Raw genomic sequence first — 25443 nt, 5'->3', positions numbered from 1 at the left:
AATACCAACCGAACTTGAGGCTGCAGGGTTCCCTTGCAACATAGAATCTCCCACAAGTTCTGTGGTGTGCAGGGATTCTGCGGACACCGGTGATTCCTGTGGGAGCCAGCCTGCTGGCGATGACGGTGGATCAGCCACCCCGGATATCGGCTGCGCTGGCCCCATCGCTTGCAGGCAAGCTCCCACACGGTGACTGCATCTGAGAACGACTCGGAACCTGTGGGAGCTGGCTTGCCAGCGATGGCGGTAGGTCAGGCAACAGCAGCTGTGCCGACCTCATCGCCGGCAGCCAGCCCCCACAATAGGTCGGCACATGCCGTGCCACTGTGGGTTCAGACGTTCAGCAAGCGCTCGCGCAACTTGGCGATTTCGTCGCGCATCTGCGCCGCCGCTTCGAACTCCAGGTCCCGGGCCAACTGGTACATCTTCTCTTCCAGCGTCCGGATGCGCTTGGTGATCTCGCTCGGCGAGCGCAGTTCGGCCTCGTACTTGGCGTTTTCCTCGGCGGCCTTGGCCATGCCCTTGCGCTTCTTGCTGCGCGAGCCGGGCACGTTGGCGCCCTCCATGATATCGGTGATGTCCTTGACCACCCCTTTGGGCACGATGCCGTTGGCCGCGTTGAACGCGATCTGCTTGTCGCGACGGCGTTCGGTCTCGCCGATGGCGCGCTCCATCGAACCGGTGATCTGGTCGGCGTACAGGATCGCCCGGCCGTTGAGGTTGCGCGCCGCGCGGCCGATGGTCTGGATCAGCGAGCGCTCGGAACGCAGGAAGCCTTCCTTGTCCGCATCGAGAATCGCCACCAGCGACACTTCCGGCATGTCCAGGCCTTCGCGCAGCAGGTTGATCCCCACCAGCACATCGAACGTGCCCAGGCGCAGGTCGCGGATGATCTCGACCCGCTCTACGGTGTCGATGTCCGAGTGCAGGTAGCGCACGCGGATGCCGTGGTCGGCCAGGTAATCGGTGAGGTCTTCGGCCATGCGCTTGGTCAGGGTGGTGACCAGCACACGCTCTTCCAGCGCCACCCGCTTGGTGATTTCCGAGAGCAGGTCGTCGACCTGGGTCAGCGCCGGCCGCACCTCGACCTGCGGATCCACCAGGCCGGTGGGCCGCACCACCTGCTCGATCACCCGTCCGGCGTGCTCGGCCTCGTAGTTGCCGGGCGTCGCCGAAACGAAGATCGTCTGCGGGCTCACCCCTTCCCACTCGTCGAAGCGCATCGGCCGGTTGTCCAGCGCCGACGGCAGACGGAAGCCGTACTCCACCAGGGTTTCCTTGCGTGAGCGGTCGCCCTTATACATCGCCCCGACCTGCGGCACGCTGACGTGGGATTCGTCGATCACCAGCAAGGCGTCGGCCGGCAGGTAATCGTAGAGGGTCGGCGGCGGCGCTCCGGCGGGCCGGCCGGACAGGTAGCGCGAGTAGTTTTCGATGCCGTTGCAGTAGCCCAGCTCCAGGATCATTTCCAGGTCGAACCGGGTGCGCTGCTCCAGGCGCTGGGCCTCGACCAGCTTGTTGCTGCCGCGCAGGTATTCCAGACGTTCCTGCAGCTCGACCTTGATGCCCTCGACGGCATCGAGCAGGGTCTCGCGCGGCGTCACATAGTGGCTCTTCGGGTAGAACGTGAAGCGCGGCAGCTTGCGGATGACTTCGCCGGTCAGCGGATCGAACGCGCTGATGCTCTCCACCTCGTCGTCGAACAGCTCGATGCGGATCGCCTCGAGGTCCGACTCCGCCGGATAGATGTCGATCACGTCGCCGCGAACCCGGAAGGTCGCACGGGCGAAGTCCATGTCGTTGCGGGTGTACTGCAGGTCCGCCAGGCGCCGCACCAGCGCGCGCTGGTCGAGTTTGTCGCCGCGGTCCACGTGCAGCACCATCTTCAGGTAGGTTTCCGGGCTGCCGAGGCCGTAGATGCACGACACCGTGGTGACGATGATCGCGTCCTTGCGCTCCAGCAGCGCCTTGGTGGCGGACAGGCGCATCTGCTCGATGTGGTCGTTGATCGAGGCGTCCTTCTCGATGAAGGTGTCGGACGACGGCACATAGGCTTCGGGCTGGTAGTAGTCGTAGTAGGAAACGAAATACTCCACGGCGTTGTTCGGGAAGAACGACTTGAACTCGCCGTACAGCTGCGCGGCCAGGGTCTTGTTCGGCGCCAGCACGAGCGTCGGGCGCTGCACCTGGGCGATCACGTTGGCGATGCTGAACGTCTTGCCCGAACCGGTCACGCCGAGCAGCGTCTGGTGCGCCAACCCGGCTTCGATGCCTTCGACCATCTGGCGGATGGCCTCCGGCTGATCGCCGGCCGGGGCGAAACGGGTGACAAGCTGGAATTCGGACATACACACCTCTGGGAGCGCGGTGTTCCGGGCAAGCCGGAGCCCCACGGGGAAGACCGTCAATGATCGATGTCGATCAAGGAAAAACGAAGAATGTGCTCAATGTGGAGCCTAATTCTTTGGGTTTCAAGGTAAACGTCCTACATCCCGCGCAGACCCGGCCACGACCGTTCGACTGACGGTCGCGAAATAATCGGAAAAACTTAAGCTAAATGCCGTTTCGCCTGTCGCCTTCGATCGCCGATGGCCTCTATACTAGCTCCCCGTTTGTGCACCGCTCTAGTGCATTCGGCTGGAGCGCGACACGTCCCTCCACTCTCCATTCAGAGCCGCCGTAATAATGAGCCTGTTCTCCGCTGTCGAAATGGCACCCCGCGATCCAATCCTGGGCCTCAACGAAGCATTCAACGCCGATACCCGCACCGACAAGGTCAACCTGGGTGTGGGTGTCTACTGCAACGAAGAGGGGCGAATTCCACTCCTGCGCGCCGTCATCGAAGCCGAAACCGTTCGCGCCGCTCAGCACGCCTCCCGTGGCTACCTGCCGATCGACGGCATCGCCGCCTACGACCAGGCCGTGCAGAAGCTGCTGTTCGGCAACGACTCGCCGCTGCTGGCGGCCGGCCGTGTGGTCACCACTCAGGCCGTCGGCGGCACCGGCGCCCTGAAGATCGGCGCCGACTTCCTCAAGCAACTGCTGCCGAACGCCGTCGTGGCGATCAGCGACCCGAGCTGGGAAAACCACCGCGCGCTGTTCGAGACCGCCGGTTTCCCGGTGCAGAACTACCGTTACTACGACGCCGCCACCCACGACGTGAACCGTGCCGGCATGCTCGAAGACCTCAACGCCCTGCCGAACGGCTCGATCATCGTGCTGCACGCCTGCTGCCACAACCCGACCGGCGTCGACCTGAACCCGCAAGACTGGAAAAACGTCCTGGAAGCCGTCCGCGCCAAAGGCCACATCCCGTTCCTCGACATGGCCTACCAGGGCTTCGGTGACGGCATCGCCGAAGACGCCGCCGCCGTGCGCCTGTTCGCCGAGTCCGGCCTGACCTTCTTCGTGTCGAGCTCGTTCTCCAAGTCGTTCTCGCTGTACGGCGAGCGCGTCGGCGCCCTGTCGATCGTCAGCGAGTCCAAGGAAGAAAGCGCGCGCGTGCTGTCGCAGGTCAAGCGCGTGATCCGCACCAACTACTCCAACCCGCCGACCCACGGCGCAAGCATCGTGGCCGCCGTGCTGAACAGCCCGGAACTGCGCGCCCAATGGGAAGCCGAACTGGCGGAAATGCGCCTGCGCATCCGCGGCATGCGCGACCAGATGGTCGACCTGCTGGCGCAGAAGGCGCCGCAGCACGACTTCAGCTTCGTCGGCCGTCAGCGCGGCATGTTCTCCTACTCGGGCCTGAGCGTTGAACAGGTTCACCGCCTGCGCAACGAGTTCGGCATCTACGCCCTGGACACCGGCCGCATCTGCGTGGCCGCGCTGAACCAGAGCAACATCAAGGTCGTGACGGACGCCATCGTCCAGGTCATCTGATCCGGCCTTGCGCGCAAGAACGGGAAGCCTTCGGGCTTCCCGTTTTTTGTTGGCGCGGAATAATCTCCCACACCCTCTAGACTGCACATATCGCCCGCTCCCTCGGAGCCCTGCACATTTCTTGAATCCCCAGCGAGAACCGACATGAAAAACGACGACCTGCGCGCCGACCGCGACGAGCTCGACTACTATCCTCCTCGTACGTCCGGCAAACGCGAGCGCAGCCTGGTGCTGCAAGTGGCGGCCGGGGTGTTTCTCGGCGGCCTGGCCCTGTGGCTGGTGCAGTTGGGGGCCACGGCGCTGTACGCCAAACTGCTGATGGGCACCCTGACCTTCGGCGGCTGATGCGCCCTGGCCAAAAAGTTTCATGCGGATGCTTGACTAGTCTAATTAAATCAGTAAGATACGCACCAATTCCGCAATAGCTCAGTTGGTAGAGCAAGTGACTGTTAATCACTGGGTCCCTGGTTCGAGTCCAGGTTGTGGAGCCAAATAGCAAAGCCCCTGAATCGAAAGGTTCAGGGGCTTTTTTGTGGCCGACGGAAAATCCCCACAAAGCAAAACGCCGCGCTGTCCTGTCGACAGCGCGGCGTTGTTCATTTCAGGCGGCCGTCAGACGTGCTCGCCGCTCTTGCTGTGCGCCTTCGGGGCACCGTGCCCATGGTCATGATCCGCTTCGACCACCGGCACTTCGTTGCCGTCGCAGTCATGCAGCTTGCCGTCGCTGAAGTAGTCCCCTTCACGCAGCGCCGCCAGGTCCTGATAGCGCAGCACCCGCTCGGCCGCTGCCGCGAACACCGACTGCTGATCCGAGTTGCCGACCGTGAAATGGTTGAAGGTCAGGTTCAGCACGATCGCCATGATCGCCGAGGAACTGATGCCGGAATGGAAAATGGTCGCGAACCAGCTCGGGAAGTGATCGTAGAAGTTCGGCGCGGCGATCGGGATCATGCCGAAGCCGATGGAAGTGGCGACGATGATCAGGTTGACGTTGTTGCGGTAATCGACCTTGGACAAGGTGCGGATGCCGCTGGCCGCCACGGTGCCGAACAGCACGATGCCGGCGCCGCCCAGCACCGAGGTCGGCACCGCCGCGATCACCCGGCCCATGAACGGCAGCAGGCCCAGGATCACCAGGAACAGGCCGCCGGTGGCCACCACGTAGCGGCTCTTGATGCCGGTGACCGCCACCAGCCCGACGTTCTGGGCAAACGCGCTCTGGGTGAAGGAGCCGAAGATCGGCGCCAGCACGCTCGACAGCATGTCCGCCCGCAGGCCGTTGCCCAGGCGCTTGGAGTCGACCTTGGTGTCGATGATCTCACCGACCGCCAGGATGTCCGCCGAGGTCTCCACCAGCGTCACCATGACCACGATGCACATCGACAGGATCGCGGCGAAATGGAACGTCGGCATGCCGAAATGGAACGGCGTCGGGAAGCCGAACATCGGCCCTTGGCTGACGCCGGAAAAGTCCGCCATGCCGAGGAACACCGCCAGCACCGTGCCGATCACCATCGCCAGCAGGATCGACAGGCGCGAAATGGTCGCGCTGCCGATCTTGCTCAACAGCAGCACCAGCACCAGCGTCACCGCCGCCAGGCCGATGTTCTCCATGCTGCCGAAGTTCTCGGCATGGCTGTTGCCGCCCATGGCCCAGCGCGCCGCCACCGGCATCAGCGTCAAACCGATGGTGGTGATGACGATGCCGGTGACCAGCGGCGGAAAGAACTTGGTGATGCGTGAAAACACCGGGGTGATCAGCAAGCCGATCAGCGACGCCGCGATCACCGCGCCGAGCACGGACTGAAAGCCGCCCTCCCCGCCACTGCTGACGATCGCCACCATGGTCGCGACGCCGGAAAACGACACGCCCTGCACCAACGGCAACTGGCAGCCGAAGAACGGCAGCCCCAGGGTTTGCAGCAACGTGGCCAATCCCCCCGCAAACAACGACGCGGCAATCAACAAACCGATGTCCGCCGGCGAGAGCCCGGCCGCCTGGCCGATGATCAGAGGCACCGCGACGATACCGCCATACATGGTCAAAACATGTTGCAGGCCGTAAGCCATATTCGCGCCGACCCCGAGATTTTCGTCCTCGGGCCGTGGGTGTGAGACATGGGGCGTTTTCATGGTGGGGGGATTCCCTGGTTTTTGTTGTGCGCACACTGTATTCAAGAGTCAGGACAAATGTCCATAGACTTGTATACAACTTGTTAGTCACAAAATGGTTCAACAGCCACCCGACCCTCTGGCCCGGCGCTTTCATCCCCCACAAATCCGGCAATACATCCGTACCGGGCCCCTCCCGTTATCCCTCTAGGCTGAAGTGTTCATGGCGACCGGCGGTAGCGCCGCGCACTTTTATATACATATAAAGTATGCATAATGAATTCATTCGAGATTCAATACGACAAAGCCAAGAACGCCGCCAACAAACTCAAGCACAAGGGCATCAGCCTTGCCGAGACGGAACCGGTGTTTCACGACGAACGTGCACTGACGCTGGAGGACAACGACCATGACGAACCGCGCTGGATCACCCTCGGCCTCGACGGCAAGGGTCGGCTGCTGGTGGTCGCTTACAGCTACCGGGAACCGAATGTCGTTCGAATCATTTCTGCGCGCACCGCTACGCCGAGCGAGCGGCGCCAGTATTTTTGGGAGACTTGAACCATGAAAGACGAATACGACTTCAGCGACGCCAAACGGGGATCCGTCGCCGCCTCCAAAGGCAAGACGCGCATCACCATCATGCTCGACGACGCCGTCATCGACGCCGCCCGCACGGTGGCCGAACGCGAGGGCTACGGCTACCAGACGGTGATCAACAACACCCTGCGCCACTCGTTGCTCGACGGCAGCGGCACGTCCGCCCAGACCGGTGACGGCGGGCGCCTGAAGCCAGGCATCAGCGCCGCCGACCTCAAGGCCCTGGAGAAGAAACTGGCGGCGGCCGCCGGCGAGATCCGCCGGCTGCTGGAGCCGGACGCCAAGCCCTAGGGCTCACGACGGCCGGATCAGCCTTTCGAGCGCCGGGCGCAACTGCTCGTGGACGGGCACCCGCAGGCCGAACTCGCGCTCCAGCAGCCCGAGCAGCTCATCGACGTCCGTCACCTCGCGCCGCTCGCTTTCGGCACCGATGCGGTGGATGGCGAAGCTGCCGTTGTTCAACGTGCGCCGCCAGCCGTCCCCGGTGCGCGCAACCATCAGCCGCTGGGCGAAGGGCGACTCGGGATGGGTCGAGACGTACCAGTTGCCGAGGGTGTAATCGATGTCTTCCTGGCGCTGCAGATCGAACAGGTACATCGGCCGCCACTCGCCGGCGACATTGGCCTGAAGCATGTAGCCGTCGGACTGCACCTCGATGCGGTAGGGTTCGTGCGGCGTGCGCTGCTGCGTTTCGGTGTCGAGCGCCAGCGGTGCGGTGGGCACCATGCCGCCAAAGCCGACGTCCGTGATGTAGCGCACGCCGTCGAGGGTCACGAGGCTCAGGCGGTGGGTCCGCGCCGTCCAGCTGCCCTCGGGCTGGTTCATCACCACCCGGCCGCTGATGCCGCGGGCGTCGAAGCCCAGCTCCAGCAGCAAGGCCAGGAACAGGTTGTTGAGTTCGTAGCAGTAGCCGCCGCGCCCTTCATGCAGGACCTTGCGCTCCACGGACGCCAGATCGATCGGCACGGGACGCCCGGCGATCGTCGACAGGTTCTCGAAGGGAAAGGCGCCGGTATGGCGCAACTGCAGCAGACTCAGGGTCTCGAGGGTCGGCGCCGGTGGCGCCTCGAAGCCCAGGCGCCGCAGATACAGTGTCGAATCGCTCAGGCGTGGCTCGGTCATTGCTGGTTCCTTATGCATGGGGCCGCGGATCATTCCGCCGATGGCCGACATGTATACGGGATCCCGACCGGGTATCGACAATTGATTTCGCCAATCGCCGCAGGCGCTTTTCATGGACCGGGTCTCCTTCGCGCTTGCGTGGCACCTGCCCGCTGCGGCGTAATGGTCGTCCGTCCCGAACGCCGAGTGCCGCCCGCATGCAAACCACCCTGGAAGGCCGGGGCATCGTCCTGCGCCCTCTCCAATACGCCGACGCCGACGCCCTGCTCCAGGCGGCCGCCGACGGTGAACTGTGGAACCTCACCGTCACCGTGGTGCCTTCGGCGCTCACCGTCGACGGTTACCTGAAAAAAGCCCTGGACGGCCGCGACGCCGGCACGGTCATGCCTTTTGCGATCGTGCTGAAGGCCACCGGCCAGGTGATCGGCTCGACCCGCTTCTGGAAGATCGACCCGCTCAACCGCAAGCTGGAGATCGGCAGCAGCTGGATCGCCGCGAGCTGGCAGAAAACCTTCGTCAACACCGAAGCCAAATACCTGATGCTGCGCCACGCCTTCGAGGTGCTCGACTGCGTGCGGGTGCAGTTCACCACCGATGAGAACAACCAGAAATCGCGCAACGCCATCCTGCGCCTCGGCGCCCAGCAAGAAGGCATCGTGCGCCACGAACGGATCATGCCCGACGGCCGCAAGCGCAACTCGGTGCGCTTCAGCATCATTGACGACGAATGGCCGCAGGTGCGCCTGAACCTTGAAAAGAGACTGTCCGGCTACGCCATCGACAGCTGAGACCGTCAGCGATCCGAGCGCATCAGTTCGCCGACGCCGCCGTCGTGGGAGAACACCGCCGCACGGTTGCGCCCGGCGTTCTTGGCCTGGTAGAGCGCGGCATCGGCGCGCTGGATGAACGTTTCGATGCTGTCCCGGCCATTGGGGATGAAGGCGTAGCAACCCAGGCTCACCGTCAAGTAGCCGGTGGGCGAACCGCTGTGGGAAATGTTCCGGTCCATGACGGCGCGGCGGATCTGTCCGGCAATCGCCAGCGCCCCGTTGATGTCGGTGTCCGGCAGCAGCACCGCGAACTCCTCGCCGCCGTAGCGCACCGCCAGGTCGGACTTGCGCTGGCAGCAGCCCTTCACCGCCTGGGCGACCTGCGCCAGGCAGTGGTCGCCCGCCACATGGCCGTAGGCATCGTTGTAGCGCTTGAAGAAGTCGATATCGAGCATGATCAGGCTGACCGGGCTCGACTGCCGCGCTCCCCGTGCGAACTCCACCGCCAACGCCTGTTCGAACAGACGCCGGTTGGCCAGCCCGGTCAGGCTGTCATGGGTAGCGATCTGCTCCAGCGCGCGCTGGGCCTTGCGCAGGTTCTTCTCGATCCGCTCGCCGTCGCGCACCTGATGGATGAACACCCAGCCGAACAGGCCGACGCCGAGTATCACCAGTGCAACGATCACGCTGGACTGAAAGGCCCGGGCGTGCCAGCCCTCAAGGATCGTGTCCCGGGAGGACGACGCCGCGACCACCAGCGGAAAGGCCTGCAACTGCCGGTAGCCGTAGAGCCGCGTCACGCCGTCGATCACCGAGTCGATCATGGCGGTGCCCGCCGGGGCATTGGGCAACAGCCGCTGATAGATCTCGCCCTGAGCCAGCGACGTGCCGATCAGCGCGTCATCGAAAGGCCGGCGGGCGAGCAAGGTGCCGTCGGTCAGGCCGAGGAACATGGTGCCGTTGTCGTCGAGGCTGAAGCTTTTGAAGAAACGGTCGAAGTACGACATCTTGATGCCGGCCAGCAACACGCCCTGGAAATTGCCGAGCCGGTCGTTGACCCGCTTGGACACCGGGATGATCCACTCGCCGTTCTCCCGGCTGCGGATGGCCGGGCCGATGTGCACCACCGTCGACTCGTTCTGCTGGTGAAACTTGAAGTACTCGCGATCCGCCACACCGTTGCCGCGGGGCAGATCGGGGAAGGACGTGATGACCCACTGCCCCTGGCGGTCGAACAGAAACAGCCCGTGCAGTTGCTCCAGCTGCTGCACCCGCCGGGCGAGGGTCTTCTGCAGCCTCGGTCGCTGGGCCGCGCCGTAGCCGTCGTCCTGAATCCAGTCGACCAGGCTCGTCAGCACCAGGTCCGCCGCCTGGAAGGTGTCTTCGGCCTGCTGCGCCATCGCCCGCGTCAGGTTGGCCGAGGCCATCTGCGCAATCGCCAGGTCCTGGCGCCGCGACTGCTCCAGCTGCAGGTACAGCAGACCGAACAGGCACAGGCACACCGCTACGATGAACAACGCTGCCGCCTTGCGCAGCGGCAGGCGTTTCAACGTGCCGCCGGGCGGCTGGTGCGGGTCTTGGATTGGGATTGGCAAAAACGTGTCCTGGGCAGGTACTGCAAGGGCGCTGGCCCGAAACCCTTGGTTTCCGTGAGCGTAGTCCACCGGATTGTACGGGGCAACCAGGTGCTACCGACACAGTCCCGGCCCAATGGATATCGGCACATAACGGAAATGGATAACCGATGTGCGCCATTTTATTTTTCTTGCGCGATGATGCGAACAGAACTGTAGGAACCGGCCCGCCGGCAGGGGTGGAATGTCTGACGCATCGGTGCTGGATGGGCTGACGTCATCGCGAGCAGGCTCGCTCCCACATTGGATCGGCGTCATGCAGGTGAAACTGTGGGAGCCAGCCTGCTGGCGATGCGGTCTGCCTGGCACATCACGGTTGGATGGGCTGCCGTCATCGCGAGCAGGCTCGCTCCCACATTGGATCGGTGTCATGCAGGTGAAACTGTGGGAGCCAGCCTGCTGGCGATGGCGGCCTGTCTGGCCTCTCAGATCAGCGCGACGGCGGCACGCGGATGTCACCGGAGCGGCATTGGGTCTTCACGCCCTTGCCGCAGGCGCCGAACTGCAGGTCCTTGCCCATGCACACCCGCACTTCCGACAGCTCCGGGCCGCTGCAGATCACGGCGATGCCGTTCGACGGGATCCCAGGATTGCTCTTGCGGAACAGATCGGCGATTTCCTGCGCCTCGAAGTAATACGACTTGCTGAACGGTTGCAGCTCTTCAGGAATCTTCACGGCGGCCACGGCCTTGTCCGCCGCATCCAGGTAACCCATCGCGCCGAGGCCGCTGCAGGTGCCGTGCTTGGCCCATTCGTGGTTGAGCAGTTTGGGCGTCGGGAACAGGGTCAGGCCCTTGGCGGTTTCCGCCGCCGACAGTGTCGTCACCGGCGGGCAGGACTCCGGCCAACCACCCCCGGTGTACTGCGGCCACAAGCCGTGCAGGACGAAGCCGTAGCCTTTGCCGGAACATTGCGCGTCGTCCTTGTGGGTGAGGCAGAAGGTCGGCGACCACGACAGCGTCAGCAGGTAGTAGTCGAACACCCCCGCCACCGACTCCGTCGCCGCCTGCTTGCTGGCATGGCTCTGGCGCGCCGACGCCGTCTGCATGCCGCCGGCCGTCAGCGCGATCAGCGCCAGAATTGTAAAAAGCTTTTTCATGTTCCCGCTCCTTGGGACGTCTGCGTCCGTGGTTTTGGTGGCCTGACCCGACTCGGATCAGGGGTTGATTGGGGCACGCTTGTGTTGCAAGCGCATGACGCAGGGCAAAACCTGCATTACTTTGAAAGGACTACGATTGAGCTGACATCACCACAGGGAACCGACATGAGTAAAGCAGACGAACTGGCCGCGAAACTCAAACAGACCCGGCACACCCATGCAGACGAAATCACCTGCGCCGAACTTGAGATCGACTGCTGGCCCGCGCAAGTCTACGCCCTTTACCACCGCATCGAAGGCTGGCTGCAACCGGTGGCGGAAGTCGGCCTGAAGATCCGGCGCAACCCCACCCACGTCTGCGAAAGTTCGCCCGACGGCGAATCCCACGACTACGCCATCGACCAACTGGTGATCGAAGCCAACCAGCACAGCCTGACGTTCGACCCGATTGCGCGGTTCACCGAAGACGGCGCCGGCCGCGTGCAGATCAACCTGCCGGGCCGGGAAACATCACTGCTGCGCACCGTCGACGAACACGGCGAAAGCCACTGGTGGCTGCAGACCCTCGAAACCGGACAGCAGCTGGACGCCATCGCCCTGACGGAAAACAACCTGCTGCTGGTGGTTCAGGAAGGGCTGGGGCTGTAGGAAACCTCAACGCCGCCGCGACGAACAGTGTTCGACGATCACCCGGGAAACCGCCTCGATCATCTGCGGGTCGGCATGATCGGCGGTGTACAGGCGAAACTCCGCATCCGGCAGCGGCGGCAACCCGGCCTCCAGCGCCTCCAGCCCCGGCCCCAACTGGCTGGCAGCCATGGGCGCCACGGCAAACCCGGCCAACGCGGCGGCGCGCAGCCCGGCGGTGCTGGTGCAGAGCATGGCGGTGCGTTGGGCGATGCCGGCCTGGGCCAGGCGGGTCAACGCCGCTTCGCGGTACGGGCAGGGTTCGGGAAACAGCGCCAGCGGCAACGGCGTCGGCAACTCGACGATCGCCTGCGCCGACCAGGCCCACACCAACGGCTCCTGCCACAGCAGCAAACCCGGCTCGCGGGACTCGCACAGCGAACCGATCACCAACTCCAACTCGCCCCGTTTCATCTGGCCCAGCAGCGTGCCGGGAATGTTCACCTGCACATCGATCACCATGCCCGGATACTGCGCGGCGCAGTCCTGCAACGCACGCAGCAGCCGGGGCTCGACGAAATCCTCCGACACGCCGATCCGCACCCGCCCCTGGAACGGCGTGCGCGTGAGCTGCGCCCAGGCATCGCGGTTCAACGCCAGAATCGTGCGCGCATAGGCGATCAGGCGTTCGCCGTCCGCCGTCAGGCGCTGGGAACGGGTGGTGCGGACCAGCAACGGCTTGCCGATCTGCTCTTCCAGGCGGCGCAAATGGCCGCTGACGGCGGACTGGGTCAAATGCAGCTTTTCGGCGGCGCGGCTGAAGCCGTCCTCATCGACGACGGTGACAAAGGTCTTCAACAACAAGGCATCGAACATAGTTGGGTTCGTGATCAATCAGCTAGATATTCACGATTTATAGTTTCAATCCAGCTATGTTGCAATGACTCGAGTTCTCCCACCCGAACCTCGAGGCCTACCGTGACCACCCTTCTGCACATCCAATGCTCGCCCCGCAAACAACGTTCTGCCTCACTGGAAACCGCCCGCCACTTCATCGACCGTTACCGGCAGCACCGGCCGCAGACGCAGGTCGAAACCCTAGACCTGTGGAGCCTGCCATTGCCGGAATTCGACGAAGAGGCGATGAACGCCAAGTACGCCGGCCTCAGCGGCACGCCCCTGACGCCGGCGCAGCAAAACGCCTGGGACGGCCTGAAAGCACTCGCCGCGCATCTGCACCGCGCCGATGTGCTGGTGCTGTCGGTGCCGCTGTGGAATTTCAGCATCCCGTACAAGCTCAAGCATTTCATCGACCTGGTGTCGCAGAAGGACATCCTCTTCAGCTTCGACCCCGAGCGCGGCCTGCAGGGTTTGCTGAAGGGCAAGACCGCCGTGGTGGCCTATGCACGCGGCATGGACTTCTCCGGCGGCTCGCTCACCCCCGCCGCAACGTTCGACTTCCAGAAACCTTACGTGGAAGCCTGGCTGAACTTCATCGGCGTCACTGACGTGCATGGGTTGACCGTCGAGAAGACCATCCTCGGCGAAGACGTCGACCGCGCCTCGCGCTCGGCGGCTGCGCAGCAGGCCCGTGCACTGGCGGACGCGCTCAACCGCTGAACCTGTCAAAACTGTAATCCGCCCCTCAGCCAACTGAAAGCTGCCGGCCGCTAGCCTCCCCGTCATTGCCGAACCAGACGGCTCGACGGGGATTTTCAGGGCATGCTTTCCAACACTTCCAGACGCACTTTCGTAAAGGGACTGGCCGCCGGCGGGCTGCTCGGCGGCCTCGGGCTTTGGCGCACGCCGGTCTGGGCCCTGGGCGACGCAGGCCTGCCCAACGCCTTGAGCGGCAGCGAATTCGATTTGTTCATCGGCGAGACCCCGGTCAACTTCACCGGCTCGCCCCGCACCGCCATGACCATCAACGGCGGCCTGCCCGGCCCGCTGCTGCGCTGGCGTGAAGGCGACACCGTGACCCTGCGCGTGCGTAACCGGCTCAAGGACAGCACCTCGATCCACTGGCACGGCATCCTGCTGCCGGCCGACATGGACGGCGTGCCAGGCCTGAGCTTTCACGGCATCGAGCCCGGCGGCGTGTACGTCTACCGGTTCAAGGTGCGGCAGAACGGCACCTACTGGTATCACAGCCACTCCGGGTTCCAGGAGCAGTCCGGCGTCTACGGCCCGCTGATCATCGACGCCAAGGAACCGGAGCCGTTCCGCTACGACCGCGACTTCGTGGTGATGCTCAGCGACTGGACCGACGAAGACCCGGACAGCCTGATGAAGACCCTGAAGAAGCAGTCCGACTACTACAACTTCCACAAGCGCACCGTCGCCGACTTCATCCACGACGTCAGCGAAAAGGGCTGGGGCGCCACCGTCGCCGACCGCACGATGTGGGCGCAGATGAACATGAACCCCACCGACATCGCCGACGTCAGCGGCGCCACCTACACCTTCCTGATGAACGGCCAGGCGCCCGACGCCAACTGGACCGGCCTGTTCCGCCCCGGCGAAAAGCTGCGCCTGCGCCTGATCAACGGCTCGGCCATGACCTACTTCGACGTGCGCATCCCGGGGCTGAAGATGACCGTGGTCGCCGCCGACGGGCTGCACGTCAAACCGGTCACGGTGGATGAACTGCGCATCGCGGTGGCGGAAACCTACGACGTCATCGTCGAGCCCGCCGCCGAGGCCTACACCCTGTTCGCCCAGGCCATGGACCGCACCGGCTACGCCCGCGGCACCCTCGCCGCCCGCACCGGCCTGTCGGCGGCGGTGCCGGCGCTGGATCCGCGGCCGCTGGTGACCATGGACGACATGGGCATGGGCGGCATGAACCACGGCAGCATGAACATGGACGACATGGCCGGCATGGATCATTCGGCCATGGGCATGGGCCCGATGCAGGCGCACCCCGCCAGCGAAAAGGACAACCCGCTGGTGGACATGCAAGCCATGACCACCGCCCCGAAACTCGACGACCCGGGCCTGGGCCTGCGCAACAACGGGCGCAAGGTGCTGACCTACGCCGACCTGCGCAGCACCTTCGAAGACCCCGACGGCCGCGACCCCGGCCGCACCATCGAGCTGCACCTGACCGGGCACATGGAGAAGTTCGTCTGGTCGTTCAACGGCGTGAAGTTCTCCGACGCCGAGCCCCTGCGCCTGAAGTACGGCGAGCGGATCCGCCTGGTGCTGGTCAACGACACCATGATGACCCACCCCATCCACCTGCACGGCCTGTGGAGCGACCTGGAGGACGAGAACGGCGACTTCCAGGTGCGCAAGCACACCATCGACATGCCCCCCGGCACCCGCCGCAGCTACCGGGTGACCGCCGACGCGCTCGGCCGTTGGGCCTACCACTGCCATCTCCTGTACCACATGGAAATGGGCATGTTCCGTGAAGTCCGCGTGGAAGAATGAGGGGCCGACCATGATCCGATTCGCAGCGTTACCCGTTTTGCTCACCGGCACCCTGTCCACGGCCATGGCCGCCAGCGACATGGCCGGCATGGACCACAGCCAGATGCCCGGCATGGATCATTCCGCCCTGCAGACGATGGACGACGGCGGCATGCAGCCCGCCGCGCCGACCGAAAGCCGCACGCCGATCCCGGCCCTGACCGACGCCGACCGCGCCGCCGTGTTCGACAGCCCCGGCGGGCACAAGGTGCATGACAGCGCCGTCCACACCTATTTCCTCGCCGACAAGCTCGAATGGCAGGACGCCGACGACGCCAGCGTGCTGGCCTGGGACCTGTCCGGCTGGATCGGCGGCGACACCGATCGCCTGTGGCTGCGCTCCGAGGGCGAACGCAGCAACGGCCGCACCGAAGACGCCGAACTCCAGGCCCTCTGGGGCCACGCGATCTCGCCGTGGTGGGACGTGGTCAGCGGTGTGCGCCAGGACTTCAAGCCCGGCGCCCCGCAGACCTGGGCCGCGTTCGGCCTGCAAGGCATGGCCCTGTACAACTTCGAGGCCGAAGCCACGGCGTTCCTCGGCGAGGGCGGCCAGAGCGCCATCCGGCTGGAGGGCGACTACGACATCCTGCTGACCAACCGCCTGATCCTGCAGCCGACCGCCGAACTCAACGTCTACGGGCAGAACGACCCGCAGCGCGGTCTCGGCGCCGGGCTCGCCAACACCGAGGCCGGCCTGCGGCTGCGCTATGAGATCCGCCGCGAATTCGCGCCGTACATCGGCGTCACCTGGAACCGCACCTACGGCAACACCGCCGATTTCGCACGGGAGGAAGGCGAAGACCGCAGCGAAACGCGCCTGGTGCTCGGCGTGCGGCTGTGGTTCTGACCCCCTTCAACCATCCATAAAAACACCGCCCCGAGCGGAAAGAGGCCTTGCATGCGCACCATCAAAACCGCCGTCGTACTCGCCACCGGACTGCTGCTGAGCGCCCAGGTCCTGGCCCACCCGAAACTGCTTTCGTCCACCCCCGCCGAAGGCGCGGACGGCGCCGCCCCCGAGAAGATCGAACTGCGTTTCTCCGAGCCGCTGACGACCCAGTTCTCCGGCGCCAAACTGGTGATGACCGAAATGCCCGGCATGGCCCACTCGCCCATGCCGATGAAGGCCCGGATCAGCGCCGGCAGCGACCCGAAGACCATGCTCGTCACCCCGCTGGCGCCGCTGCCGGCCGGCACCTATCAGGTGCAGTGGCGCGCCGTGTCGTCGGACACTCACCCGATCACCGGCAACGTCACGTTCAAGGTGAAGTGACCGATGGATGAGCTGATCAACGGCCTGCTGCGTCTGGCGTTGTATGGGGACCTGCTGCTGGTGTTCGGCGTGGCGTCGTTCGGCGTGTACAGCCTTCGCGGCGAACAGCGGCGCTCCGGCGCGGTGCTGGCGCTGCGCCCGATGCTGGCTTTTTTGGCCGCATCGGGCGTTCTGTTGTCGGTGGCCGGCCTGGTGATGATGACCCGCCGCATGAGCGGCGAGACCGACCTCGCCGCCCTGTGGCCGCACCTGCAAATGATGCTGCGCGAAACCGACGTGGGAATGGCGTGGGCGGCGCGGGTCGGCGCCTTGGGGCTGGTGGGCCTGGCACTAACGATCCATTCGAGCAGGCCCGGCCTGAGCCTGTGGATCGCCTCGCTGGCCGGCGCCGTCGCCCTCGCCTCGCTGGCCTGGAGCGGGCACGGCGCGATGGACGAAGGGTCGCGCCGCGTCTGGCACCTGCTCAGCGACATCCTGCACCTGCTCGCCGCCGGCGCATGGCTGGGCGCCCTGCTCGCCCTGGTGCTGATGGCGCGGACCGACGCCCGGTTCGACGAAGCGCGGCTTCGGCTTCTGGCCTTTGCCGTCAAACGCTTCGAATGGGTGGGCGCGGTGATTGTCGTGACGCTCACGGTCACCGGCGTGACGAACTACCTGTTCATCGTCGGCCCGACGCTGGGCGACATCCTGCTCGGCGCCTACGGGCTCCTGCTGGCGGTCAAGGTGTTCCTGTTTGCCGGGATGCTGGTGCTGGCGGCGCTGAACCGCTTCCACCTCGGGCCGTTGCTGGAGCGGTCGTTGCGCGACGGTCAGCACCGGGTGGCGGCGAACGCGCTGCGCCGCAGCGTGGCGGTGGAGTTGGGGATTGCGCTGGTGATCGTGGGGCTGGTGGCGTGGTTGGGGACGCTGAGCCCCGAAATAGAGGGACAGTGATTGGATCCAGGTGTTGTACAAAGCGGCATCAAAGTGATATCAACCCCGCACCCTCCACGATGTATGGACACCGCATGCCGTTCCCAGCCAATGCCCAAGCCACCGCACGTGCGGCCATGGAAGACGTCAACCCGGACCTGGTCGACCCGTTCGCCATGGTCGTCGAGTTCCTCAGCGCCAACCCCGAGTTCGCCCCCAAGGCCACCAAAGCGGCGCCGCTGGGCAGCGACGCCTACATCGGCCGGCTGGCGCAAAAGTTCTCTGACGGTCGCGCCACCAAACAGCTGAAACTGCCGAAGACCGTTCAAGACCCGATCATCCCGGTGATCATGGGCACGCACGGCAACTTCGCGCCGGAGCAACTGCAAGCGATGCAGACCGCCCATGCCATCGCCATGGCCGCCGAAAACCTCACCGGCGACCTGCTCGAAGACTACATCGCCAGCAAGGCCGAACCCACCGGCTGGGTGCAGTGCTCCGGCTACACCACCAAAAAGGCCGACTTCATCAAGCGTGCGGACGACGGCTCGGGCGACTGGAAAATCCTGCAGATCAAGAACCGCGACAACTCCGAGAACTCGTCCTCGCGCTCCGTGCGCGAAGGCACGAACATCCAGAAATGGCACCGCACGTTCGCCCGCAAGGAAGGCTCCAACTGGCACAACTTCCCGGACGCCCAACTGGCGCCGCAGTTTTCCGAAGAAGACTTCCAGGCCTTTGTCGTCCAACACATGACATCAAGCAACACGTTCTAATCCTCCGGCCACAAAACCAAAAGGGCGATCCATAAGATCGCCCTTTTTCATGGATACCCGCCCCTTCCAGACCACCCTCGCACTACACTGCGTCCACTTCCACTCCCCACAGAAGCCCCTCACCCATGAACACCCCAACATCCCGGATGATCTTCTGCGGCCTGCTGACCCTGGCCGGCGTCGCCCAAGCAGAGCCAACCCCCTCGCACCTGGACAGCGTCCAGCAACAGGGCCGGCTGCGCGTCTGCACCACCGGCGACTACAAGCCCTACACCTTCAAGCGCGAAGACGGCGACTACGAAGGCATCGACATCGCCATGGCCCGCACCCTGGCCGACAGCCTCGGGGTCAAGGCCGAATGGGTGCCGACCACCTGGAAAACCCTGATGCCGGACATGCTGGCGGGCAAATGCGACATCGCCATGGGCGGCATCTCGGTGACGTTGGAGCGGCAGAAAAAGGCCTTCTTCAGCAACACCCTCGACGTCGACGGCAAGATCCCGCTCGTGCGCTGCGCCGACCAGGCCAAGTACCAGACCGTCGAACAGATCAACCAGCCCGGCGTGCGCCTGGTGGAACCCGCCGGCGGCACCAACGAAGCCTTCGTCCACGCCTTCCTGCCCAAGGCGCAACTGGCGCTGCACGACAACGTGACGATCTTCCAGCAACTGCTCGACAACAAGGCCGACGTGATGATCACCGACGCATCCGAAGCGCGTTACCAGCAGAAACTCAAACCGGGCCTGTGCGCCGTCAACCCGGACAAGTACATGCAGTACGGCGAAAAGGCCTACCTGCTGCCCCGCGACGACATCAGCTGGAAACTCTACGTCGACCAGTGGCTGCACCTGAGCAAGGTGACCGGCAAGTACCAGAAAGTGCTGGGCGAATGGATCGCCGCGCCCACGGCGCCGTGACCTCAATCGTCGTGCAACAGGCCCGAGCTGTACTGGTTGAAGTTGTTGCCGATGCTGCTCCCGCCGAACTTCAAGGTGTTGGCGTTACGGCCGTCCAGCGACTGGCAGTCGGCGGAGAAGCACGTGGTGGTGGTCATGCCGCCGCCCGAACAGGCGCTCAGGGCTGAAACGGCGGCGACGATCAACAACGCGTGAATAAGTCGGGCATGCATGGCTGGGCTCCCTTGGGATGCGGTCTTGTCGCTCCCATCCTAGGCGCCCGGGGCGGGCGGCAACATGAAACTTCACGGCTCGACAGCCGGAGTTCAGCATTGCCGCCCTGTCCTGCCCTATCGGCGACAGGCCACTCGCCGGGCCGTGGCTTACGTCTTCGGCTCGACGTTATCCAGCGCCTGATTCACCGCCACCTCGCTCAACATCACCAACTGCGCAATGCCCAACGCCATCCGCCGCTGCCCGGCGCCCAGCACGGCGGCGAAGTTATTGAGCATCTCCGACGCCGAACCGAGGTTCTCGCTGGCGTTGGCCAGCAGGGACTCGGTGTCGTACACCGGATTGGCCAGGTACATGGGTTCGGACTCATGGGGAGTGCCCATGATCTGCGCGGCGGGGTTGAGGTAATGGTCGAGGGCGCGTTCGGCGGCTTCGTTGAGCTTTCTGGAATCGATGGATTCGTAGGGGGATGCGGGGTCGGTGAGGGGTGGGTTGGGTGTTGGTTTGATCATGGATGGAACCTCTAGCGCGAACATTAGGGAAGCCATCAACCTCGCTACCAAACGAGGGTGGCGGCCATACGCGGGTTGGTAGACCGGTCGCACTAGAACCCGGCGCCCACGGATGGGCCCCACGCATGACCACCATGAAACCGAAGCCCTGAAAAAGCGGCTGCACATGGGGACACTGCACATCTAGAAACGAAACGGGCTACCAAACCCGATCACTGGTTTTCAGTGACCCTGGAACGATAAAACCCTTGTTCTAGACGCACAAGTCGGCGGATTCTGGCTTAGGTGTAGGGGGTGGTGCAAGGTGGTGTAGGGGTGGGATTACTGCTTGATGATTCATTAAACGGAACTGGTTACTGATGTTGAAATTTCGAACCTTTGACATAAGTTGTGCTGATTATAGATTGGTTCCCTTGCTTCCATAGCAGCGCTCTACAACGACAGCACGGATAAGAAAAGAAATCTTTCCATTACCATTGTGTCCCTCAACTTCCGCCACACTCACCGTTTTCAAATCGTGCCGATGATGGATTGGGCATGATTCACCTTCCCAGCCTCGTTCCATCTACTCTTTAGCGGAAACGGTTCATCCGTTTAACCTACCCATCAATAGCCACAGCGTTCAGGTAACAAAGTGCGGAGCCGAGCAGACCTCCCCACTTTTGGGCGATGTACCAGCACAAACGTACCGCCCCTTTGACGCTAAAGATCAACCGCAGCCCGAAGCTGAAAATGCGGTTTAGGGCTGGCCGTGAAGCACCCAGAAAAAGCCTTCCCTAAGCAATCACAGGTTCACTAACGAAACCGTCAGTATCGTATTGCGTTTACTGATGCCAATTCTAAAATCAACAAGGATTTACAGGTAGCAAACTGCTTAATGCAGATTTTTAGTGCGCTACGTCTATATAAGCAGACCGCCTAACAAAATCAGGCCTCAGGATGCCCATGACCAACAATCCAGCCTTCATTATTGCCCTTGCATTAGGCGCACTCATGCTCGCGAGCGTTTGCTACGTGTATGTCAGCCGCCAGACATTCGGCCTGGGGGGAGCCTGCCTGTCAGGATTCGGTGTGGTATTGGTTGGGATGTCTGTTTGGACGACGATAGATGTCGCCTTTGACGCAAAGGGCGTTCGTGCCAAGTTGGAACAAGTGGAGACGGTAGCGAAACGTGCGGAATCAACCGCTTCACAAGCCCAAGAGGAAGCCAGAACGACCAGCCAAACAGTTGGTCAATTAGGGCAAACCCTAGAATTTTCAATGCTTCAGGATCGGCTCAAGGCTGCCGGAGTCTACGATGGAGCAACGGATGGTCATTTCGGTCCAGCCACCAAAGCGGCACTTGAGCGTCTGCAGCAACAAAAAGGGCTACCAGTTACGGGTGACCTCGACGAAGCTACCAGGCGTGTTCTGAATCTTCCGAAATGGTCGAGTGCCACTTCGCAATGAGACGTGCGGAAAGTGAATCGCCCATGTCCCCGATTACCGCTCCACCCGCCCCGCTCTCCCGCCGTTTCCCGTCGCGCCGATGATGGATTGGGCGCGGGTCTCCGCCAACACCCCAGTCTGAAGGGCTGACCTGCTGAAATCTCTTCGCCTTGTGGCAGCCCAAGTGGCAACCACTGCCAAATTGCTGTCAGTGACGACAGACAGCTGATGACGTGAAGCTCTAGCAATCCCTGAAACTCCCGCATGGCATACCGGGGGGACGATACGATTCGACACGCCCTGAACTACTTGAGCCGAGACAGGTGGAGTCCAAAACAGACCGAAACCATCGATGATGGGCTGTGAAAGTCACTTGTATCAAGATCTACACCCACATCCCGAACGATGGCGATCAGCGGATGGACTTCCGATTACCTATTCGACTTACGCCAGCTCAAACCACCTTTCTGATTTTGATGCTCTGTCCCTGATCAGCTCCGTGGCCGCCCCAAGACGCCGTTGGCATTTATTGCAGATTAGACTAAAATCGCGGATTCGCCCCGTATTAGAGCAGAGCATGGATTTTCCTTCGATCGGGGATGCGCCCCAGTATCTTGAAGTGGCTAACGCATGTGCGCATTCCCTCCTAGGCAGCAATGACCCGGGCGCTACCTGTTATCACGACTATCGCCCCATCGGCATTGTGCTTTACTACGCCATCCCGTTGCTGTTCACGGATGATCCAATTCTGGTGAGCTATATCACTCTGTTCCAGAATCTGCTGTTCTTTGTGTTGCTGATCTATGCTGGCCTCACGCTTCTGCGACGATTCTCTGGCGTCGAGAACGGCGCTTTGCCGCCCGGCGTACAGAGACGGCCACTTATCGGCGATGTTTCGCTTGTGATTCTGATCACACTGTTCTCAATCGGCTACATCTCAGTGCGCCTGTCCGACCTTCAAAGTCTGACGCTATTCCTGCTGTCATTCTGTTTTCTAAGCGCCGATGGACTTAATCCAACGAAAGGCAAGGCATTCCTGGCAGGGATACTGCTTGGAGCCTCGATCCTGATGAAGCAAAATTTCGCGGTAAGCGCGGTATTGATCGTGCCACTGTGGCTAGCCCTGATTAGCAGGCGCGATATTAAATCCGCACTTCCACCACTCATCTGCTTTTGTTGCGGTACATCGCTGGGATTCGTGCAAATCTTGTGGGTTTATCTGCATTCAGGTGTGCCTTGGCTATACGACTTGCGTGCGATGGCCGTATTCGATCCAGCCAATCGTCAGCCCTATGTCGAACTGGCCGTGTACATGGAGCCGACAGCAGGTGTGTATTTCTCGAAGCTGGCAGCGCAGGTTCCGGAGATTCAATATTTCGCTACAAAATTCTGGATAGGCCTATCCAAATTCTACTGGGCGGTGTATGCGGGACGGCCGCCGGCCGACGGATTGACGCCGATAATCGACTACACAGGCGCCGAGATCACCGGCATCATGATCGCATTTCTACTGGTTGCGATCCTGTCTTTTGCCTCTATCGCGTCTAGGCAGCCGTGGCTCGCGGTATTGGTGATCACCGCGTTTGGCTCGGTATCACTCAGCATGGCAATTGCCCACATCGAGAACCGCTACTTCTACTTCCTGCGTGTTGTGTACGCGATCTACTTTATTGTGCTCGTCCGTAGCGCGTTCGCTCGATGGAAGCGCCGACGTGCGCCAGTCGTGCCAGCAGTGGCAGACCGACAATGACCAGGAAAGTCGCCGTTCTCCAGTCGAACTACGTACCATGGAAGGGTTACTTCGATCTGATTCGCTCAGTTGACGAGTTCATCCTGTACGACGAGGTGCAGTACACAAAGAATGACTGGCGCAATCGTAATCGCATCAAAACCCAAACCGGCGTGCAATGGCTGACGATTCCCGTCCGCCAGGACCGGCTAGGACAGAAGATCAGCGAGACGCGAGTAGTCGATTCGCGCTGGGCAGCACGACACTGGAGAACTGTCGCTAACAATTATGCGCGTGCGCCCCACTTCGAAAAATATGCTGCGATGGTCGAAGCGTGGTACAGCGAGGCCGGCGCATGCGAACTACTGTCGGACATTAATGCGTTTTTCATACGCGAGGTCTGCGCGATTCTCGGCATCACCACCCACATTAGTTCATCTAGAGACTATGAGCTCGAAGGCGACCGAGTCGAACGGCTGGTTGGCATCTGCCGGCAGGCGGGTGCAGATGTTTATTTGTCAGGCCCAGCCGCCAGCGACTATCTCGACGAAACTCTCTTTACCAGTGCTGGCGTAAGCGTCGAATGGATGCAATATGACGGCTACCCGGAATATCCGCAGCTCTTTCCGCCGTTCGCGCATGGCGTGAGCATACTAGATCTGCTTTTCAACGCCGGCCCCGAGCATGCGGCCTTCATGAGGGTTCGATGATGTTAAAGCTCTCCGTGGTGACCAGCCTTTATCGATCGGCACGCTACATCGACGAGTTTTATCGCCGCATTGTGGCTGATGCGCAAAAACTCACATCGTCTTTTGAGATTGTGTTTGTCAACGATGCGTCTCCCGACGACTCGCTCGAATTGGCGCGCCGGCTGTGCGCGTCTGATCCCCGTGTCAGGGTGATCGATCTCGCTCGCAACGTCGGTCAGCACCGCGCACTAATCACCGGCATGCGCTACGCAAGCGGCGAGCGCGTTTTCGTAATCGACGTCGATCTCGAGGAAGAACCGGAGAATCTTGGCCACTTCTGGCACGAGATGGACGAGGATCCGGAAACCGACGTAGTGGTAGGCCAACTCGAGAAGAAGACACTTCCGCTCACGAAAGCCCTCACCAGCGACCTCTTTTACAAAGTGTTCAACGCGCTCTCGCCGGTGCAGGTATCAGATCGCGATATCGTCTCGCGGCTCATGAAACGCAGCTACGTGAGCGCTCTACTGCAGTACGGTGAAACGGAACTGTTTCTTCCCGCAGTCTGGAAAGATGCGGGATTCAGACAAAAGCGCATCGTTGCGACAAAAATATTCGATGGCAACTCGTCGTACACCTTTCGCAAGAAGTTAACGATGGCAGTCGACGCGATCACGTCGTTCAGCAGCAAGCCGCTTACCGGGATCTTCTACCTGGGCCTACTGTCGTCAGGCATCGCGACGACAGTAATTCTCTACCTCCTCGTGCGAAAGCTGTTCTGGGGGCACGTGTTTCTCGGGTGGACGTCGCTGATGGCCGCGCTGTTCCTAATCGGCGGCGTCATTATCTTTTCGGTTGGAGTGGTCGGAATCTACATCTCCAAGATTTTCCTCGAGGTGAAGAGGCGACCGACTTCGCTGGTCAGAGCCATCTATCATGACAACCGCGTTCACGCCCCACCAGCGAGTGACGAATCGTACAGGGAGCGCGAATGGCAGGATTGATCATCTTCGGCGCGGGACCGTTTGCACAACTGGTGTACCGCTACGCGACAAACGATCTCGGCATGCAGGTTCACGCATTTGCCGTCGACGAATCGTATCTGCCCGACGGAGTTTCAGAGCTCGACGGCATACCATTGCTCGGCTGGCAAACAGTGTGCAATCGCTTCGCACCCACTGACGTGATGGTGTTCGTCGCAGTTGGCTATCGAAGCATGCTGGCAAGGGAAAGCGTGTATCGCTCGATTAAACAATGCGGCTACCCACTTGCCAATCTATTGCATCCGACCGCGTGGATCGCCGCCGATGCGGTTATCGGGGATAACGTGATTGTCATGCCCGGCGCTGTCATCGAGACAGGCGTGACGCTCGGCTCGAATAACGTAATCTGGTCGAATGCCACCCTGTGCCACGACAGCAAAATCGGCGATCACAATTTCATCGCCGCCAATGCGACGCTCGGCGGCAATGTCACGATCGGTGCTCGCAACTTCATCGGTTTCTCGGCCGTGGTGATGCAAGGCAGGCGCATCGGTGGCGACACCCTGATCGGCGCCCAGTCGATGGTCAATCGCGACACGCAAGACCTCTGCGTCTATGTTGGTGCGCCGGCGCGGCGGCTACGCACTCTCGATCCGGCAACGGCCGTAACCGTCAGCGATCAGGTGTGAGG

Annotated in this window: 26 protein-coding genes and 1 tRNA gene; 19 read left to right on the top strand and 8 right to left on the bottom strand. The window is 62.4% G+C overall.

Annotated elements, in window-relative coordinates; genetic code table 11:
- Nucleotides 1–332 precede the first annotated feature (332 nt).
- Nucleotides 333–2348, bottom strand: coding sequence for an excinuclease ABC subunit UvrB (gene uvrB, locus ACIP0B_RS09955; RefSeq protein ID WP_400831562.1), 2016 nt, complete (start codon nucleotides 2346–2348; stop codon nucleotides 333–335).
- A gap of 337 nt (nucleotides 2349–2685) precedes the next feature.
- Here uvrB and ACIP0B_RS09950 point away from each other — a divergent pair, with 337 nt between their 5' ends.
- The 3 genes from ACIP0B_RS09950 (at nucleotide 2686) to ACIP0B_RS09940 (ending at nucleotide 4373) form a co-directional block, all read left to right on the top strand.
- A complete protein-coding gene (locus tag ACIP0B_RS09950) occupies nucleotides 2686–3882 on the top strand; it encodes an amino acid aminotransferase (RefSeq protein WP_400831560.1) in 1197 nt (398 codons plus the stop codon).
- Nucleotides 3883–4026: 144 nt separating this feature from the next.
- On the top strand, nucleotides 4027–4227 hold the full coding sequence (locus ACIP0B_RS09945; protein ID WP_217891309.1) for a hypothetical protein: 201 nt from the start codon (nucleotides 4027–4029) through the stop codon (nucleotides 4225–4227).
- Nucleotides 4228–4297: 70 nt separating this feature from the next.
- Nucleotides 4298–4373 (top strand) — tRNA-Asn (locus ACIP0B_RS09940).
- Between the two features lie 121 nt (nucleotides 4374–4494).
- On the opposite strand, the gene ACIP0B_RS09935 is transcribed toward ACIP0B_RS09940, so the two are convergent.
- Entirely contained in the window at nucleotides 4495–6015 is a 1521-nt protein-coding gene (locus ACIP0B_RS09935; protein ID WP_085584331.1) for a nucleobase:cation symporter-2 family protein, read from the bottom strand.
- 255 nt (nucleotides 6016–6270) lie between these two features.
- On the opposite strand from ACIP0B_RS09935, the gene ACIP0B_RS09930 reads away from it, so the two are divergent.
- Both ACIP0B_RS09930 and ACIP0B_RS09925 read left to right on the top strand, forming a co-directional pair.
- A complete protein-coding gene (locus tag ACIP0B_RS09930) occupies nucleotides 6271–6555 on the top strand; it encodes a BrnT family toxin (RefSeq protein WP_400831558.1) in 285 nt (94 codons plus the stop codon).
- Nucleotides 6556–6558: 3 nt separating this feature from the next.
- Nucleotides 6559–6885, top strand: coding sequence for a BrnA antitoxin family protein (locus ACIP0B_RS09925; RefSeq protein ID WP_400831556.1), 327 nt, complete (start codon nucleotides 6559–6561; stop codon nucleotides 6883–6885).
- 3 nt (nucleotides 6886–6888) lie between these two features.
- Here the strand turns inward: ACIP0B_RS09925 and ACIP0B_RS09920 are convergent, their stop codons facing one another.
- Nucleotides 6889–7716, bottom strand: a complete 828-nt coding sequence (locus ACIP0B_RS09920) for an arylamine N-acetyltransferase (RefSeq protein ID WP_400831555.1) — start codon at nucleotides 7714–7716, stop codon at nucleotides 6889–6891.
- Nucleotides 7717–7913: 197 nt separating this feature from the next.
- Between ACIP0B_RS09920 and ACIP0B_RS09915 the strand changes: the two genes are divergently transcribed.
- Nucleotides 7914–8504, top strand: a complete 591-nt coding sequence (locus tag ACIP0B_RS09915; protein WP_400831553.1) for a GNAT family N-acetyltransferase — start codon at nucleotides 7914–7916, stop codon at nucleotides 8502–8504.
- 5 nt (nucleotides 8505–8509) lie between these two features.
- Here the strand turns inward: ACIP0B_RS09915 and ACIP0B_RS09910 are convergent, their stop codons facing one another.
- Complete coding sequence (locus ACIP0B_RS09910; protein WP_400831551.1) at nucleotides 8510–10081, bottom strand: diguanylate cyclase; 1572 nt, start codon at nucleotides 10079–10081, stop codon at nucleotides 8510–8512.
- Nucleotides 10082–10550: 469 nt separating this feature from the next.
- Nucleotides 10551–11219 (bottom strand): ribonuclease T2, encoded by a 669-nt coding sequence (locus ACIP0B_RS09905; protein WP_400831549.1) that lies wholly within the window; start codon nucleotides 11217–11219, stop codon nucleotides 10551–10553.
- 165 nt (nucleotides 11220–11384) lie between these two features.
- On the opposite strand from ACIP0B_RS09905, the gene ACIP0B_RS09900 reads away from it, so the two are divergent.
- Nucleotides 11385–11867: a hypothetical protein gene (locus ACIP0B_RS09900; RefSeq protein WP_400831547.1), complete on the top strand. Its 483-nt coding sequence runs from the start codon at nucleotides 11385–11387 to the stop codon at nucleotides 11865–11867.
- A 6-nt stretch (nucleotides 11868–11873) separates the two neighbouring features.
- Here the strand turns inward: ACIP0B_RS09900 and ACIP0B_RS09895 are convergent, their stop codons facing one another.
- Entirely contained in the window at nucleotides 11874–12722 is an 849-nt protein-coding gene (locus ACIP0B_RS09895; RefSeq protein WP_400831546.1) for a LysR family transcriptional regulator, read from the bottom strand.
- A 102-nt stretch (nucleotides 12723–12824) separates the two neighbouring features.
- On the opposite strand from ACIP0B_RS09895, the gene ACIP0B_RS09890 reads away from it, so the two are divergent.
- The 7 genes from ACIP0B_RS09890 to ACIP0B_RS09860 all read left to right on the top strand — a co-directional run bounded on the left by ACIP0B_RS09890 (nucleotide 12825) and on the right by ACIP0B_RS09860 (nucleotide 19198).
- Nucleotides 12825–13466, top strand: coding sequence for an FMN-dependent NADH-azoreductase (locus ACIP0B_RS09890; RefSeq protein WP_400831544.1), 642 nt, complete (start codon nucleotides 12825–12827; stop codon nucleotides 13464–13466).
- Between the two features lie 102 nt (nucleotides 13467–13568).
- Nucleotides 13569–15281: a copper resistance system multicopper oxidase gene (locus ACIP0B_RS09885; RefSeq protein ID WP_400831542.1), complete on the top strand. Its 1713-nt coding sequence runs from the start codon at nucleotides 13569–13571 to the stop codon at nucleotides 15279–15281.
- A gap of 10 nt (nucleotides 15282–15291) precedes the next feature.
- Nucleotides 15292–16167, top strand: coding sequence for a copper resistance protein B (locus ACIP0B_RS09880; protein WP_400831541.1), 876 nt, complete (start codon nucleotides 15292–15294; stop codon nucleotides 16165–16167).
- 51 nt (nucleotides 16168–16218) lie between these two features.
- Entirely contained in the window at nucleotides 16219–16593 is a 375-nt protein-coding gene (copC, locus tag ACIP0B_RS09875) for a copper homeostasis periplasmic binding protein CopC (RefSeq protein ID WP_085584356.1), read from the top strand.
- Between the two features lie 3 nt (nucleotides 16594–16596).
- Complete coding sequence (gene copD / locus ACIP0B_RS09870) at nucleotides 16597–17526, top strand: copper homeostasis membrane protein CopD (protein WP_400831540.1); 930 nt, start codon at nucleotides 16597–16599, stop codon at nucleotides 17524–17526.
- A 74-nt stretch (nucleotides 17527–17600) separates the two neighbouring features.
- Nucleotides 17601–18281 (top strand): SinI family restriction endonuclease, encoded by a 681-nt coding sequence (locus ACIP0B_RS09865; protein ID WP_400831538.1) that lies wholly within the window; start codon nucleotides 17601–17603, stop codon nucleotides 18279–18281.
- Between the two features lie 125 nt (nucleotides 18282–18406).
- A complete protein-coding gene (locus ACIP0B_RS09860) occupies nucleotides 18407–19198 on the top strand; it encodes a transporter substrate-binding domain-containing protein (RefSeq protein WP_400831536.1) in 792 nt (263 codons plus the stop codon).
- Nucleotides 19199–19200: 2 nt separating this feature from the next.
- On the opposite strand, the gene ACIP0B_RS09855 is transcribed toward ACIP0B_RS09860, so the two are convergent.
- Together ACIP0B_RS09855 and ACIP0B_RS09850 are read right to left on the bottom strand one after the other, a co-directional pair.
- Nucleotides 19201–19410 carry a hypothetical protein gene (locus ACIP0B_RS09855; protein WP_085584364.1) on the bottom strand — a complete coding sequence of 70 codons (210 nt, stop codon included), beginning with the start codon at nucleotides 19408–19410 and terminating at the stop codon, nucleotides 19201–19203.
- Between the two features lie 150 nt (nucleotides 19411–19560).
- On the bottom strand, nucleotides 19561–19923 hold the full coding sequence (locus ACIP0B_RS09850) for a DUF6124 family protein (RefSeq protein ID WP_085630696.1): 363 nt from the start codon (nucleotides 19921–19923) through the stop codon (nucleotides 19561–19563).
- 945 nt (nucleotides 19924–20868) lie between these two features.
- On the opposite strand from ACIP0B_RS09850, the gene ACIP0B_RS09845 reads away from it, so the two are divergent.
- From ACIP0B_RS09845 to ACIP0B_RS09825, 5 genes are all read left to right on the top strand, one after another.
- Complete coding sequence (locus tag ACIP0B_RS09845; RefSeq protein WP_400831534.1) at nucleotides 20869–21372, top strand: peptidoglycan-binding domain-containing protein; 504 nt, start codon at nucleotides 20869–20871, stop codon at nucleotides 21370–21372.
- A 556-nt stretch (nucleotides 21373–21928) separates the two neighbouring features.
- On the top strand, nucleotides 21929–23101 hold the full coding sequence (locus ACIP0B_RS09840; RefSeq protein WP_400831532.1) for a hypothetical protein: 1173 nt from the start codon (nucleotides 21929–21931) through the stop codon (nucleotides 23099–23101).
- Nucleotides 23098–23790 (top strand): WbqC family protein, encoded by a 693-nt coding sequence (locus tag ACIP0B_RS09835; RefSeq protein WP_400831530.1) that lies wholly within the window; start codon nucleotides 23098–23100, stop codon nucleotides 23788–23790. The genes ACIP0B_RS09840 and ACIP0B_RS09835 overlap by 4 nt, the downstream gene beginning before the upstream one ends.
- Nucleotides 23787–24773: a glycosyltransferase family 2 protein gene (locus ACIP0B_RS09830; protein WP_400831528.1), complete on the top strand. Its 987-nt coding sequence runs from the start codon at nucleotides 23787–23789 to the stop codon at nucleotides 24771–24773. Before ACIP0B_RS09835 ends, ACIP0B_RS09830 begins: the two co-directional genes overlap by 4 nt.
- Nucleotides 24761–25441, top strand: a complete 681-nt coding sequence (locus tag ACIP0B_RS09825; protein WP_400831526.1) for an acetyltransferase — start codon at nucleotides 24761–24763, stop codon at nucleotides 25439–25441. Before ACIP0B_RS09830 ends, ACIP0B_RS09825 begins: the two co-directional genes overlap by 13 nt.
- The last annotated feature ends 2 nt before the right edge of the window (nucleotides 25442–25443 follow it).

Source organism: Pseudomonas sp. NPDC089534 (assembly GCF_044749305.1).
Classification (GTDB): Bacteria; Pseudomonadota; Gammaproteobacteria; order Pseudomonadales; family Pseudomonadaceae; genus Aquipseudomonas; species Aquipseudomonas ekonensis.
Note: the sequence above shows the minus strand (reverse complement) of the source record. Positions and strands in the feature narration are given on the sequence as shown.